At 67.5% G+C, this 14,685-nt stretch carries 11 protein-coding genes and 1 pseudogene; 8 read left to right on the top strand and 4 right to left on the bottom strand.

All coding sequences use genetic code 11. The annotated features are described in order from the left end of the window. Window positions 1-67 precede the first annotated feature (67 nt). From AB0915_RS19760 to AB0915_RS19745, 4 genes are all read left to right on the top strand, one after another. The gene (locus AB0915_RS19760) at window positions 68-2,674 is read left to right on the top strand and encodes an NPCBM/NEW2 domain-containing protein (protein ID WP_366692312.1); all 2,607 of its coding nucleotides are present in this window, start codon (window positions 68-70) and stop codon (window positions 2,672-2,674) included. Window positions 2,675-3,161: 487 nt separating this feature from the next. Continuing rightward, window positions 3,162-3,389, top strand: a complete 228-nt coding sequence (locus AB0915_RS19755) for a hypothetical protein (protein ID WP_366692311.1) — start codon at window positions 3,162-3,164, stop codon at window positions 3,387-3,389. A gap of 278 nt (window positions 3,390-3,667) precedes the next feature. Then, on the top strand, window positions 3,668-4,003 hold the full coding sequence (locus AB0915_RS19750; protein WP_366692310.1) for a hypothetical protein: 336 nt from the start codon (window positions 3,668-3,670) through the stop codon (window positions 4,001-4,003). Window positions 4,004-4,070: 67 nt separating this feature from the next. Next, the gene (locus AB0915_RS19745) at window positions 4,071-4,442 is read left to right on the top strand and encodes a hypothetical protein (protein WP_366692309.1); all 372 of its coding nucleotides are present in this window, start codon (window positions 4,071-4,073) and stop codon (window positions 4,440-4,442) included. 36 nt (window positions 4,443-4,478) lie between these two features. Here the strand turns inward: AB0915_RS19745 and AB0915_RS19740 are convergent, their stop codons facing one another. Next, a complete protein-coding gene (locus AB0915_RS19740; protein WP_366692308.1) occupies window positions 4,479-5,552 on the bottom strand; it encodes an enoyl-CoA hydratase/isomerase family protein in 1,074 nt (357 codons plus the stop codon). A 258-nt stretch (window positions 5,553-5,810) separates the two neighbouring features. Here AB0915_RS19740 and AB0915_RS19735 point away from each other — a divergent pair, with 258 nt between their 5' ends. Next, window positions 5,811-8,003: a SpoIIE family protein phosphatase gene (locus AB0915_RS19735; RefSeq protein WP_366692307.1), complete on the top strand. Its 2,193-nt coding sequence runs from the start codon at window positions 5,811-5,813 to the stop codon at window positions 8,001-8,003. 122 nt (window positions 8,004-8,125) lie between these two features. Here AB0915_RS19735 and AB0915_RS19730 read toward each other — a convergent pair whose 3' ends face one another. Beyond that, a complete protein-coding gene (locus tag AB0915_RS19730; RefSeq protein WP_366692306.1) occupies window positions 8,126-8,752 on the bottom strand; it encodes an LAETG motif-containing sortase-dependent surface protein in 627 nt (208 codons plus the stop codon). Window positions 8,753-9,319: 567 nt separating this feature from the next. On the opposite strand from AB0915_RS19730, the gene AB0915_RS19725 reads away from it, so the two are divergent. Together AB0915_RS19725 and AB0915_RS19720 are read left to right on the top strand one after the other, a co-directional pair. After that, window positions 9,320-9,808: a GNAT family N-acetyltransferase gene (locus AB0915_RS19725; RefSeq protein ID WP_366692305.1), complete on the top strand. Its 489-nt coding sequence runs from the start codon at window positions 9,320-9,322 to the stop codon at window positions 9,806-9,808. Between the two features lie 219 nt (window positions 9,809-10,027). Continuing rightward, window positions 10,028-10,753, top strand: coding sequence for a nucleotidyltransferase domain-containing protein (locus tag AB0915_RS19720; protein ID WP_366692304.1), 726 nt, complete (start codon window positions 10,028-10,030; stop codon window positions 10,751-10,753). 446 nt (window positions 10,754-11,199) lie between these two features. Here the strand turns inward: AB0915_RS19720 and katG are convergent, their stop codons facing one another. After that, window positions 11,200-13,431 carry a catalase/peroxidase HPI gene (katG, locus tag AB0915_RS19715; RefSeq protein ID WP_366692303.1) on the bottom strand — a complete coding sequence of 744 codons (2,232 nt, stop codon included), beginning with the start codon at window positions 13,429-13,431 and terminating at the stop codon, window positions 11,200-11,202. 33 nt (window positions 13,432-13,464) lie between these two features. After that, window positions 13,465-13,844, bottom strand: a pseudogene (locus tag AB0915_RS19710) (transcriptional repressor). Between the two features lie 215 nt (window positions 13,845-14,059). On the opposite strand from AB0915_RS19710, the gene AB0915_RS19705 reads away from it, so the two are divergent. Beyond that, window positions 14,060-14,470 carry a Fur family transcriptional regulator gene (locus AB0915_RS19705; protein ID WP_366692302.1) on the top strand — a complete coding sequence of 137 codons (411 nt, stop codon included), beginning with the start codon at window positions 14,060-14,062 and terminating at the stop codon, window positions 14,468-14,470. The last annotated feature ends 215 nt before the right edge of the window (window positions 14,471-14,685 follow it).

Below are 14,685 nucleotides of genomic sequence, written 5' to 3'. Positions count from 1 at the left end.
TGCTGTCGCAGCGTGCGGTGTTGCGGCCCTCTGTGTCACGCCCCCCGCTGTCGCCTCCGAGAAGAATGTGAGCCAGGTTCAACAGACTTCAGTCATCGGATCTGCGTCGAGCCAAGCGTCGGTCGACAACACCAGGCGTACCGTCGTTGAGGTCACGGACTTCGGCGCGGACCCCACCGGAAAGTCGGATTCGGCGGCCGGGGTCGCAGCCGCCATAGCGCATGCGAAGAGCATCGACCGTCCCACCACCATCCACTTCGCGCCCGGCACGTACCAGATCTATCCAGAGCACACCCCCAAGCGGGAGCTCTACGTCAGCAACACGATCGGCGCGGACCAGTCGTTGAAGACGAAGAACATCGGCATTCTCCTCGAGGACATGCACGACGTCGTGGTCGACGGCGGCGGCTCGACGATCCTCGACCACGGATTCCAGACCGTGTTCGCCGCGATCCGATCCACCAAGGTGCGGTTCACCAACTTCTCGCAGGACTGGGTCGCTCCCAAGACAGTCGATATCACGGTGGCCGAGACCGGCGTCACGAAAGGACGGGCCTACCGCATCATCACTGTGCCCCGGACCTATCACTACGCCGTGGAGGGCACCTCGGTGCGGTGGTCCGGCGAGCGGAGCCCGGCGACTGGGCAGCCGTACTGGACGGGTACGAACTCCTTCAACTACGCGCAAGTCCACGACCCTGCGTCCAACAGGACCTGGCGCACATCGAACCCGGTCTTCAAGAACGTCGCCAAGATCACCGACCTGGGTGGTAACCGACTGGAGATCGTCTACGCCAACGGCACCGCGCCGATGGACGACGGATACGTCTACGCGATGCGCGAGACCACACGGGACACCCCGGCCGCCCTGTTCTGGGAATCGGCCCGGGTCACCGTCGACCATCTGCGGCTCGGTTATCTCCACGGCTTCGGAATGGTCGGCCAGTTCAGCAAGGACATCACCATCGACTCGGTCGCGTTCAAGACCGATCGCAGCACCGGGCGCGTCACATCGAGCTTCGCCGACCACATCCAGATGTCCGGCGTCAAGGGCACCGTTCGCATCACCAACTGCGTCTTCGACAACCCGCAGGACGACCCCATCAACGTCCACGGCACCTATCTCCAGGTGACCGCCGTGGAAGCGAAGCGGAAAAAGCTGCACCTTCGGTACATGCACAACGAGACGTCGGGCTTTCCGCAGTTCCACCCCGGCGACGAGATCGAACTGGTCAACAAGCACACCATGCTGGCGGTGCCCGGCGCGACGGCCACCGTGGTCTCGGTGGACGGACCCACAGGCACGAGCGTCCCTGCCGGCGCCGATCCGGAGACGTACCTGCGCACCATGACCGTGGCTGTCGACCGGCACCTGCCCGAGTCGGTCGTCGACGCCCCCGGCGACTACGCCGCGGAGAACATCAGCTATACGCCGTCCGTCGAGATCAAGGGCAATACCTTCCAGGCGGTCCCCACCCGAGGCATTCTCGTCACCACCCGCAAGCCCGTGCGGATTGAGAACAACCACTTCGACGGCATGAGCATGTCCAGCATCTACATCTCGTCCGATGCGCAATCCTGGTACGAGTCCGGACCCGTACGAGACGTCGTCATCCGCGGCAACGTCTTCGACCGCCCGGCGAGCCCGGTCATCTCCTTCGACCCCACCAACCAGGATCTCGTCGCCGGCCAGCCGGTGCACCGCAACGTCCTCATCGAGGACAACGACTTCAACCTCACCTCCGCAACGGTGGTCTCCGGCCGTAGTGTCGGTGCCCTGACCTTCCGCGGCAACAGGATCCAGCACTACGCCCACCTGCATCTGACCGGGCCGGACCAACCGCTGTACATCGGAGGCACCGCAAATCTCTCCACGGACGCTCCGCCCCCGAGCAGCACCGTGCCGCTGTTCACCTTCGACGGTGCCAACGACATCAACCTCGCCGGCAACACCTATGACGACGGCTTCAACAAGCGTGTCAACACCGCCGACATGGCCGCCTCAGAGGTCACCGTCACCGGCGACGGTCTGGCCCTGAATGCCGACAACATCACCAGCGCACCCGCAGTCACCTACACCAGTTCGAACCCCTCCGTCGCCACGGTTGACACCCAGGGCCTGGTCACAGGGGTCGGCATCGGGCAGTCCGTCGTCACCGCCCAGGCCACGATCGGCGGCAAGCAAGTCCGCTCCAACCCTGTGACAGTATCGGTGGCGCCCCCGCCGGACCCGCCGAAGGGCCAGGCGTGGGTGAGCGATCTGACCTTCGTCTCCGAGACCAACGGCTGGGGCCCCGTCGAACGCGACCACAGCAACGGCGAACAGGCCGCCGATGACGGCGGGCCCATCACGATAGGCACCGCTGCCTTTACCAAGGGTCTCGGCGTGCACGCGGCCTCCGACGTCGGGCTCTACCTCGGCAAGCAGTGTTCCAAGCTCACTGCGGCCGTCGGCGTCGACGCGGAGGCCGCGGCCGGCGGCAGCGTGATCTTCGAAGTCTGGGCGGACGGCAAGCAAGTGTGGAAGAGCCCTCTCCTGACCGGCACTGAGCCGGCGAGCCCCGTCGACGTCGACCTCGCCGGGGCGACCATGCTCCACCTACGCGTCACCGACGGCGGCGACGGCAACCAGTACGACCATGCCGACTGGGCGGACGCGCGGCTCACCTGCTGAGTTGTCAAGCAGTCCAGGGCACGCCCGATGGCCCGCCCGCGCCGAGTGTGCCCCGGACTGACGCTTCCAGGCTGGTCCGGATCTGCTCCTGTCTGTGTTCGGCCCCATGGCCAGATCCACATCATGGTGGAACCCTGTTTCTGATCCGGGCGCCGCCAGCGCGAACGAGGCAAAAGTCCAGCCAGCACCGATCAAGTTGCGGCGGGTGTGCACGTGGTGCTGCCTTCCTAGCCGGAGGTGACGCCCGGCCGGGTGGGACGGACAGGACATTGAGGGGGCTTCTGGCCAAGCTCCTATCAGGTCACGTTCCACCTGGCCGGAGCCATGAAGAACGGGTCCCGGCAGCCGGACGAACCCATCGCAGAACAGACCAGCAGGACGTCGGTCAGACCCAGTGCCACGGCCACCGGAACCCGGCTACGAGTATCAATGTCAGACCCATGAGAGATGCTTGATGGTCCGACACCTCTGACCAGGAGATGCTGAGATGCGCAATGACGAACTCGTCGCGGCCCAGGCGTACGTCCGGCTGCTGGAGGCCACTCGGGCCGCCCTCGCGGACCCGGACGAGTCGCCGTTGTACCTGCCCCTGCTCGCCTCGCCGATGGCGGAGGCCGACGGTGCACTGCAACGTGCAGGGCTCTGCGGCAATGAGGCCCGGTTCTTCGACCTCGTGCGAACCCTGCAGCCGAGCATGTCCGGCAGCGGTTGCTGAGCAGCACGGGACATTGCATACCGCGCAGTGTGGCGGACCGGGCTGCGGCGCCCGCGGCGGCGGCCGGTTCGTTCCCGAGGGGAGGGAACCGGCGGCCGCCTCGGTCGGTGCCCTCGGACAAGCCGAGGCAGCGCGGCCGGCATGCCGGTGACACAGCGGTGCCAGCGCCCCTACGGTGGCTGCCATGACTGCAGCTCCACGGACGCTCGCACTCGCCCGCCCTGTTCGGGGCGTAAAGGTGTACCCACGTCCGACGGTCGGCGTCGACGTGCGGAAGGGTGGAGCCGGACTTCGAGTCGCTGCCGGAGGGAACGGTCCCGTCCTGCGAGTTCGCCTGCACAGCAGAGCCGGAACCGGCGGCGGAGTACGAAGAGTCTCTCGCCGGGCGCGTGATGCGGAAGCCGGCCGCCGAGGAGGTCACGGCTCCGGAGGCCCGCCGTGGCGATCCCGTCGGCGCCCGGGTCGTGGTGCGCGCCCTCTCGTGGCACTGGACCGATACCCGCGAGCAGACGTTCTTCCGCCAGGGCCCCACGCGGTGCGGGAGGCGCTGCGCCGCGTGGCGCAGGACCGGTGAGCCCCTGCTGATCGAGACAAGGGTCAGACTGTTCTTCTGACCGCAGGCACGACGACAAGGACGGCGGTCCGCCGACGGTTCGAAGCAGCAGGAACGCCCGACGTCTCGTGGTGAACGACGAGACGTTCCTCTGGTCGGTCGGTCATGACCACGATGTCGAAGAGGGCACGTACCGCAACTGCCGCGAGATCCTCACGATCCGCCACTACCGCGCACGCGGGCGGCTCCTGATCGTGTTCCAGGAGGGCACCGGCCGGCTGGTCCCCGACGGCTTTCTCCCCTCGGGAGCCGTCGGCACCACGCAGGGCGGCTGGCTGAACCCGCACAAGCCCGGAACCGTCAGGGCCCTGCTCGACGAGGCGGTGTCCGGCGGGTGGCACCCGGACACCGCCTCGACCGAGCAGCTCGACGGCTGGGATCTCTTCGATGCGGTGGCCGCTCGCCGGAACACGGGGCCGCCCGAGCTCCCGCACACGTAGCCGGGCCCGTGAATCGTGCCCGGGTCGCCGCGTGCCTCAGCCGGCGGCCGAGGCGTCGCAGGCGAGTCCGAGTTCGCGGCCGCCCAAGGGGGTGAAGAACGCTGCCACGTCAGCCGTCGTGACCTGGTCCAGCCGGGCCGGGCTCCACTGCGGGTTGCGGTCCTTGTCGATGATCTGGGCGCGCACACCTTCCACCAGATCGGGCCGGGTGAAGGCGGTGCAGGAGACGCGGAACTCCTGATCGAGCACCCCCTCCAAGCTGTTGAGGAGCCGGGCGCTGCGCACCGAGGCAAGGGTCGCCTTGAGTGCGGTGGGCGACTTGGCCAGAATCGTCTCGGCGGTCTCCTTCGCGGCGGATACGCCGCAGTTCTGGAGCCGATCGACGATCTCCTCGACCGAGTCCGCCGCATAGCAGGCGTCGATCCAGTCGCGATGCGCGGCCAGTTCGGCGACCGGCGCCTCGGTGACGTACTGCCGCACCGCCTCCGTGACGTCGGCGGGCGTCGCGGCCCCGGCCAGTTCCCGGGTCATTTCCGGGAGATGCCGCGACGGTACGAAATGGTCCGCGAGCCCGCACAGCAGGGCGTCGGCTGCTCCGACGGCGTCCCCGGTGAGCGCCAGGTGGGTGCCGAGTTCACCGGGTGCGGAGGCGAGGAGATGGGTCCCGCCCACGTCGGGTACGAAGCCGATACCGGTCTCCGGCATGGCGACGCGGGAGCGTTCCGTGACGACACGGACACTTCCGTGGGCCGAGATGCCCACCCCGCCACCCATCACGATGCCGTCCATGAGCGCGACGTACGGCTTGGGGAAGCGGGCGATACGGGCATTCAGCCGGTACTCGTCACGCCAGAAGTCCAGCGATGCGGAGCCGCCCGCTCGGGCGTCCTCATATACGGCGCGGATGTCCCCGCCTGCGCAGAGGCCACGCTCCCCCGCCCCGCTGATCAGCACCGCCGTCACCGAGTCGTCGTGTTCTGCCCCGGTGAGGGCTTCATCGACGCGGAGCACCATGGTGTGGGTCAGCGCGTTCAGTGCGCGTGGGCGGTTGAGCGTGATGTGCCGGGTGCGGCCCTCGGTGTGCAGCAGGACGGGGTCTTCGTTGTTCATCAGTGCGCTCCGGTCAGCCCCTGGGTTGTATCGCCCGCCGGTCACGGACGATCTTCCGTTGCTCATTCTGCGATGGCGGTCCGCAGGTCGGGGCAGCAGGGGTACCGAGGACCCGCAGGGACGCGTTCGGCGGGCCAGTGGGGACGCCGGCTCCGCTGTGGCAGTACTCGAGGCCAGGTTCGACAATTGAGACACGTACAAGACACACATACAGGCCGTACTGTCCGCCAATCCCGCCGGACGATCTCCGGAGCAGGAATGACCGACCACGACCAGGAGCCAGACTCCGACGATACGCCCCGCCTGCAGATCGACCGGCCGTACAGTGGCGAGACCGGGACGGAGGAACGGCTTGCCCTGAATCGCACGGGCAGCTTCGAGTGGGACCTGGATGCGCGGTCACTGGACATCGACGCGGCAGGTCTGCTCGTCTTCGGACTGGACCCGGAGGAGTTCACCCCCGACCCGGGAATTCTGGTTTCACGGCTCGACCCGGCGGAACGGGCCCGGCTGGAACTTACGATCAACGAGGCCATCACGCGTGGCCACAGTTCGTACAGCGTCCATTTCCAGGTTCCGCGTGAGAACGGCACCCACCAGTGGACACATGTCCAGGCGCGCATTCTGCGGAGGGACGACGGGCGGGCGCACCGGGTCATCGGGGTCGTGCGAGACGCGACGGCGGAGGTCACCCATTCGGCCTTCGTGCTGGACCTGGAGAAACGCCGCCAACGACAGACAAGCATCGTTGAACGCACAACAAGTGCGATGTCGCGTGCGGTGAGCGTGAACGACGTGACCGCCACACTCACCGGTCCCAGCGGTCTGGCCATGCTCGGCGCGGACGGGCTCGCCCTCGGTCTGGTGGAGAACACCTCCCTGAATGTCATCGCGGTGAGCGGGGTCGCGCCGGAGAGCATCATCGAGATCGGGTCCGGGACCCTCGATCCGCGGTTCCCACTGGCCGATACGGTCCTGAGCGGTCGGCCCTGTTTCGTGACCTCGACCGTCGGCCTCCTGCGGCGGTATCCGGCCCTGGAGCCGTACAGGGACCAGCTGAAGTTCCGCGCCGCCGCTTACCTTCCGCTGGTCGCGCAGGCGCGATCACTGGGCGGTCTCGCGCTCTTCTACTGCGAGCGGACGGCCTTCAACGCCGACGAACGCAACCTGTGTCTGGGGCTCGCGGCGATCGTGGCCCAGTCACTGCAGCGGGCGACCCTCTTCGACGAGGAGCGGGAGTTCGCCACCGGGCTGCAGTCGGCGATGCTTCCCCGGCGGATCCAGGAGATCGAGGGCGGCGAGATCGCCGTGCGCTACCACGCGGCACGCAGCGGGCGGCAGGTCGGCGGCGACTGGTACGACGTGATCGCGCTGCCCAAGAACCGCTTCGGCATCGTCGTGGGCGACGTGGAAGGACATGACACCCATGCGGCCGCCATCATGGGCCAGCTGCGCATCGCCCTGCGCGCGTACGCGGGCGAGGGACACCCGCCGGCGACGGTGCTGGCCCGGGCCTCGCGCTTTCTCGCCGAACTGGACACGGACCGCTTCGCCACCTGCACATACGCGCAGGTCGACCTCCCCTCGGGTACCGTACGCGTGGTCCGCGCCGGGCACTTCGGTCCGCTGATCCGACACATGGACGGCCGGGTCGGCACTCCGCAGATACGGGGCGGTCTGCCCCTGGGGCTCTCCACCGACTTCGAGAACGAGGAGTACCCGGAGACGCGTCTCGACCTGGTGCCCGGCGAAACCCTCGTCCTGTACACCGATGGGCTGGTGGAGAAACCGGGCGCCGATATCGAATCGGGTGTCCGTGCGCTGATCCACGAGGTGAGCACGGGGCCCGCGAGTGCGCAGGCACTGGCCGATCATTTGTCCGACCGGCTCTGGGAGCGCTGGGGCGCGGGGGACGATGTGGCGCTGCTGATCCTCCGGCGCAGTCCGGACCCGGGTTCGCGGCGGGCGCCGCGCTTGCACCAGTACATCCACCAGGCGGATCCCGAGGGTCTCTCCGATGCCCGCTCCATCGTGCGTCAGGCACTGCGGGACTGGAACATGGCCGATCTCGCCGACGATGCCGAACTGGTCACCGGTGAGCTGCTGGTGAATGTGCTTCTGCACACCGAGGGCGGGGCAGTGCTCACGTTGGAGGTCCTGCCGGAGCCTGTCCGCCGGGTGCGGCTTTCGGTGCAGGACCGCTCCAGTGCCTGGCCGAGGCGCCGGACTCCCGGCGAGACAGCGACATCGGGACGCGGTCTGCTGCTTCTCGACGCGGTCGCCGTGCGCTGGGGCGTCGAGCCGCGCGGCGAGGGGAAGGCCGTGTGGTGCGAGATCGGACCTGCCACACTGCCCGCCTCCGGGCCGCCGGTCGCCGCCGCGGAGACCCATGAGTCCGCGGAGCATGTGGAGACCCCGGGTCCGTCCGAGTCCACGGAGGAACGACGTTGAGAAAGCTGTGAGTTGAGGAAGCGCTGAGGGGCGCGCCGTCACGCAATGCGTGATACGGCACGCCCCTCGTCCGGCGGTCTCGGCGTGGTCCTGCGCCCGAACCGGCGGACTACTGAGCTACGTCAGCCCTGCGTGGTACGACGCTTGCGCACCGACCACATGATGCCGCCACCGGCCAGCAGCACGGCGACAGCCGCACCACCGATGATGGGCGTGGCGGACGACGAACCGGTCTCGGCCAGGTCGGGCGAGCTGGGGCTCGGCGAGGCCGCGGCAGGCGCGGTCTCGGGAGAGCTCTGGCTCGGCGTGGCGCTCGGCGCGGGCGCCTCCGTCGTGGGCTCCTCGGCGGGCTTCGACTCGGACGGCGTCGGCGTGGCCGTCGGGGTGTTGTCCTCACACACCGGTGCCTGCTTGGTGTCGTCCTTCGAGAACCGGTCGCCGTCGCCGGCCTTCACCACCAGGTGGACTGTCAGTTCCTGGTCATGCTTCGGCAGTTCGAGCGTCTTGTGGAACTCCTTGCCGAATGTCTCGGTGGGCAGGAGGTCCTTGCCGTCAACAGTGACGGTCACCGTGTTGGCGACGTCGTTGTTGTAGGCGGTCAGGTCAAGCGTCACTTCATTACAGGTCACGGCCCAGGTGGGGGTGTGAGCTGCGGCCGGGCCGGCGGAAAGGACCGCGCCGGTCAGGCCGACAACCGTAGCGGCCGCGAATGTCCCCGCGGCACGCAACGATCTCCTGGGTATGGTCATGGATTGTTCCTCCACATGTTTCATCGCTGAATAGCGGTGAGGCGCACAGTACTGCCCAGCTCACAGGTTCACGCAGCCGCCCCATGGACCACACGGGTTCACAACTGTCAACAGATCAGCCCGGGTTGGCATATGACGGACACTTCGTTCAACGTGGAGCAATGTGGACGGTGGCATGACGTAAGCTTTCACTGCCGGACCGTATCGAACGGCCGTCAGTCAGAATGGCGGTACCTGATCTGCAGGCCGACGAAGCCTTTCGATCGAGATCCGGGACCATGAACTCGAGGCGTCCCCACGGCAGTAGCGAGGGATTCCGTGCTGCCGGGAGTCGCCGTACATTCAGCGCTCCGACGTGACCAGGTACTCCGCCGCTGCGGCGATACCCACGTACCGACAGTTCACGGCCGCCTTGAGCTCACCTCCCCACGCATACGGACCCTCCCTGCGCGCACCCCAGCTCCTGTACCCGAGCCCCCGCCAGATGGGGGTCACCCGCGGAACCCGACGATGTCCTGGGCGGGAAAAGTGCTGGAGATCGCGTTCCCCTTCAGGCATCCTGACCGCATGTTGATCAGGGAAGCCAACCCCGAGGACTGGGCCGCCATCTGGCCCTTCTTCCACACCATCGTCGCCGCAGGTGAGACCTTCACCTATCCGACGGATCTCGGCCAGGACCAAGGCTGTGACTGGTGGATCCTGCCATCCCCCAACCGGACCGTCGTCGCGGTGGACGACTCGGGTACGGTCCTGGGCACGGCAAAGATGAACCGCAACCACATGGGCAACGGATCGCACATCGCGAGCGCCAGCTACATGGTCGACCCGGCGCACTCCGGGCAGGGCGTGGGGCGCGCGCTATGCGAATACACGATGCAGTGGGCACGTGCTGCGGGCTACCGAGCCATGCAGTTCAACGCGGTGGTGGAGACCAACGTCCATGCGGTGAACCTGTACCGGGCACTCGGCTTTGAGGTACTGGGCACACTGCCGGAGGGCTTCCGCCACCCGAAGAAGGGCTACGTCGGGCTGCACATCATGCACCGCGCTCTGTGAAAAGCGCCGGGGACTGGTCCGGTACCGCACGATTCCGGAGCGCTGCTGCCTTCAGTCGAACTTTGAAAGAAGTCCAGCGCGTCTCCGGCCAATTGTGCTCCCCTCCGACCCCCTGCTGGTGAGGTTCCCCTCGTAGCGTGGAGTCCCTGACAGCAGGGGATGTTGGTTGTGTGCCTCAGCCCCTGACCTGCGTTCCTCGCGGATGGCACGATGGGCACCATGCATGATCAAGAAACTCTTGCTGCCCAGGCTCTACGTTTGGTCACGACCCGCTTCCCAGATGCCCTGGGTGCCATGCTGGGGGGATCGGTTGCCCAGGGCCGCGCCACCGCGGCCAGCGACTTGGACGTGGCCATCCTCCTGCCGGACACAGACGTCAGCCGCCGTGAGGTAGTGCGCCATGAGGGCCGCCTGGCTGAGCTGTTCCTGAACACTCTTGCGGACATACCGGAATTCTTCGAGTGGGACAGAGCCCGTCGCCGCGGCACGGTCCTGTTCATCTATGACCAGGGCCTGCCGTTGATGGACCCGCACGGCGATCTTTCCCGTGCGCGCAATCAGGCCCGAGCGGTACTCGCGGCCGGTCCGCCTCCCCTCACGTCGGCGGAATGGGAACGAGGCCGCTACGGCCTCACCTGCTACATGGACGATCTGGTCGATACCCCGTCGGCCAACCGCTATGAACAGCTCGCACTCGCCGACTTCACCCTGCGCGAGGCTGCGCACCTGCTCACTGCCTACCACGGCGCCTGGACGGGCATCGGCAAGTGGTTGCCCCGCAGGCTGCTGAGCGCGGACCCAGTACGGGGAAAGGCACTGCTGGACGGCCATCAAGCTTTGGCGGAACATGCCGATCCCACTCCGTTGGCGTCTGCGGCTGAGGGGGTACTCGACCTGCTCGGCGGACCGCTGAGGGAAGGTTACGCACATCGCTGGCGCACCTGATCTGCCTGATCCGTCCGGCCTCCAACAGAACCCATCCGCTTTCCTTGTGTTACCTCAGTTCTGGGCTCAGGCTCCCTCGTCGGCCCGAGGCCTCGATGGAACGTTTCTGCGCGCAGGCAGTGGACCTTGGGCTGCCGTGATCGCCTTCACCGAACACCTCGACCACACCGTGTGGACCGTCGCTGTCCGAGCCGCTCCACGCGGGCACGTGAGAAGCCTCGGATCTTCGGTCCGGGGCTTCTCACGGCCCGGCGGAGGTTCGGGCCGTCGCTGGCTATCGGCGAAAGCGCACGTCCGCCTGGGCGCCTCCCGTTGCGGTCACCGACCCGCCAACGGCAGCAACAGCGGTTGCCGCCTCGGCGTTGTGCCTGAGGACCAGGACAACGGGGGCGACCATCGAGGCCGGACAGGTGGCCATCCTGCGCGGGCCGACCTGGACGTCGTGATCAGACAAGGTCGAACCGGTCGAGGTTCATCACCTTGTCCCACGCCGCGACGAAGTCGTTCACGAACTTCTTCTTCGCGTCATCGCCCGCGTAGACCTCCGCGAGCGCGCGCAGCTCGGAGTTCGACCCGAAGACGAGGTCGGCGCGGCTGCCGGTCCACTTGACCTCGCCCGTGGCGGCGTCGCGACCCTCGAATGTGTTCGCGTCCTCGGACGTTGCCTTCCACGTCGTGCCCAGGTCGAGCAGGTTGACGAAGAAGTCGTTGGTCAGAGACCCGGGGGTCGTGGTGAAGACGCCGAGCGGCGACTGCTGGTAGTTCGCGCCCAGGACGCGGAGGCCACCGACGAGAACGGTCATCTCGGGGGCGCTCAGGGTCAGCAGGTTCGCCCGGTCGATCAGCAGGTACTCAGCCGGCAGCCGGTTGCCCTTCCCGAGGTAGTTGCGGAATCCGTCGGCGGCCGGCTCGAGCGCGGCGAACGACTCCACGTCGGTCTGTTCCTGCGACGCGTCCACGCGGCCCGGCGTGAAGGGCACCTCGATGTCGAATCCGGCGTCCTTGGCGGCCTGCTCGACGGCCGCACCACCGGCGAGCACGATCAGATCGGCGAGCGAAACCTGTTTGCCGCCGGACCGGGTGGCGTTGAAGGACTCCTGGATCCCCTCCAGGGTGCGCAGCACCACCGCCAGCTGGTCGGGGTCGTTGACCGCCCACCCGTTCTGCGGCTGGAGGCGAATGCGCGCGCCGTTGGCGCCGCCACGCTTGTCGCTGCCACGGAAGGACGAGGCCGACGCCCACGCGGTGGAAACGAGCTGGGACACCGACAGGTCGGAGGCGAGGATCTGACCCTTGAGGGCGGCGATGTCCTCGGCGTCGATGAACTCGTGCGTCACCGCGGGGAGAGGGTCCTGCCACAGCAGCGTCTCGGCCGGGACCTCCGGGCCGAGGTAGCGCAGGGTCGGGCCCATGTCGCGGTGGGTCAGCTTGAACCACGCCCGGGCGAAGGCGTCCGCGAACTCGTCGGGGTTCTGGAGGAAGCGTCGCGAGATCTGCTCGTAGGCCGGGTCGAACCGGAGCGAGAGGTCGGTCGTCAACATCGTCGGGGCGTGGCTCTTCGACGGGTCGTGGGCATCGGGGACGGTGCCCGCCCCGGAGCTGTCCTTCGGCCTCCACTGGTGCGCACCGGCGGGGCTCTGGAACAGCTCCCACTCGTAGCCGAACAGGATCTCGAAGAAGCTGTTGTCCCAGGTCACCGGGGTGTTCGTCCATGTACCCTCGAGGCCGCTGGTGATCGTGTCGCCGCCCTTGCCGGTGCGATACGAGTTCCTCCAGCCGAGACCCTGCTCCTCGAGCGAGGCGCCCTCGGGGTCGGGGCCGACGTTTTCCGCGGGGCCCGCACCGTGCGTCTTGCCGAAGGTGTGACCGCCCGCGATCAGGGCGACCGTCTCCTCGTCGTTCATCGCCATCCGGCGGAACGTCTCACGGATGTCGCGGGCCGCGGCGAGCGGGTCCGGGTTGCCGTTCGGGCCCTCCGGGTTGACGTAGATGAGGCCCATCTGGACCGCGCCGAGGGGGTTTTCCAGCTCTCGGTCGCCGGTGTAGCGCTCATCGCCGAGCCAGGTGGTCTCGGGACCCCAGTAGACGTCCTCGTCGGGCTCCCACACGTCCGCACGACCGCCGCCGAAGCCGAAGGTCTTGAAGCCCATCGACTCCAGGGCGACGTTGCCGGCGAGGATCATGAGGTCGGCCCACGAGATGCTCTGGCCGTACTTCTTCTTGACCGGCCACAGCAGACGGCGGGCCTTGTCGAGGTTCCCGTTGTCCGGCCAGCTGTTGAGGGGGGCGAAGCGCTGCTGGCCGGCCCCGGCGCCGCCGCGGCCGTCGCTGATCCGGTAGGTGCCCGCGCTGTGCCACGCCATCCGGATCATGAACGGGCCGTAGTGACCGAAGTCGGCCGGCCACCAGTCCTGCGAGTCCGTCAGTACCTCCGCGATGTCCCGCTTCACGGCCGGGAGTTCGAGGCTCTTGAACGCCTCGGCGTAGTCGAACTCCTCGCCGAGGGGATTGGCCACAGCCGGGTTCTTGGCGAGGACCTTCAGGTTGAGCCGATCCGGCCACCACTGACGGTTTCCGCCGCCCTGAGTCGGGTGCGGGGCGCGCCCGTGCACGACCGGGCAACCACCTCCGCCTTCCGTTTTCGCGTCTACGACGACTGCATCGTGGTTCTCCGACATGGGAATCCTTCCGTACTGGGCGGATCACGGTGTTCAGGAACTGCGGGCGGTGGAACAGTCGGGGCACAGACTCCAGCAGATGGCCTCGGCCCATTGATCGAGCAGCCGTGGTCGTCGGACGCGGGCAGGCGGGGCGCCTCACCGACCGCGCGGTTCGACATCAGCGACGACACCGCACAACAGGGACACGGTGTGGTGGTGGTTGTCCCCGCGGCGTCGCTCGAACCGGGCCGGACTCCCGACCGGGTCGACGCGGCGTACGAGTCACGCCGCAGTGAGCGCGTGGAGGGCCTCATACACGTCCTCAAGGGAGATGAGGCCCACCGATCGCGCGCCCCGGAGGCGATCGCCTCGGTGCCGAGGTGGTCACCGTCCCGGACGGTCTCGAGCAGCGCGACGCGGGCGGCCGTCACCACCCGCAGGCCGGCACCGCACAGCTCCTCGGCGGTGGTCCCGTCACTCTGTCTCCTGCCGTACTGGAGTCTTCCTGTCCCTGGGCTATTGCCGAAACCGATCCTACGATGGACAGAGTCTCAGTCAAGAAGCGCGCCAAACCCATATTCGATCAGGGCCCCTACCTCCACTGGTAAATTCGGGTATCCCACCGAATCTGAATAGGTGAACCGTTATGAGTGACCTGCTGGAGCGACTGCGAGGACGCGGCTGGCGGATGACCTCCCAGCGGCGTGTCGTTGCGGAGGTCCTCGATGGCGACCACGTGCATCTCACGGCCGACGAGGTGCACGCCCGCGCGGCGCATCGACTGCCCGAGATCTCCCGGGCGACCGTCTACAACACCCTGGGCGAGATGGTCTCCCTCGGTGAGGTCATAGAGGTCTCCACCGACGGCCGCGCCAAACGCTACGACCCCAACGCACACCACCCGCACCAGCACTTGGTGTGCTCCAGCTGCGGCACCATCCGCGATGTCCACCCCACTGGCGATCCGCTGGCCGACCTCCCGGCGGTGGAACGGTTCGGCTTCACGGTCTCCGAGGCCGAGGTCACCTACCGCGGGCTGTGCCCATCCTGCGCCTAGGGCGTGTTTCGAAAGTAGCGTCGTCCGCCCGTAGGGCGGGCCTGGCGGCGTCTGGTGCGTGCGATCGCAAGGCGGCCGGAAGTCCTTGTGGCGAAGCTACGTCGAGAGGAACGCCTGTATTTCGGTTTCGATGACCACGGACTCGCCGTGGTCGAGAGCGATCAGGTGGAGACGGCACGGAGGGCGAGTCCGAAGCCGATCAGGGCGGTGGAGGA

The sequence above is a fragment of the Streptomyces sp. NPDC048411 genome (assembly GCF_040704695.1).
In the GTDB taxonomy this organism is placed as follows: Bacteria; Actinomycetota; Actinomycetes; order Streptomycetales; family Streptomycetaceae; genus Streptomyces.
The sequence above is the reverse complement of the archived record's forward strand: the minus strand, read 5'-3'. Positions and strand labels throughout refer to the sequence as shown.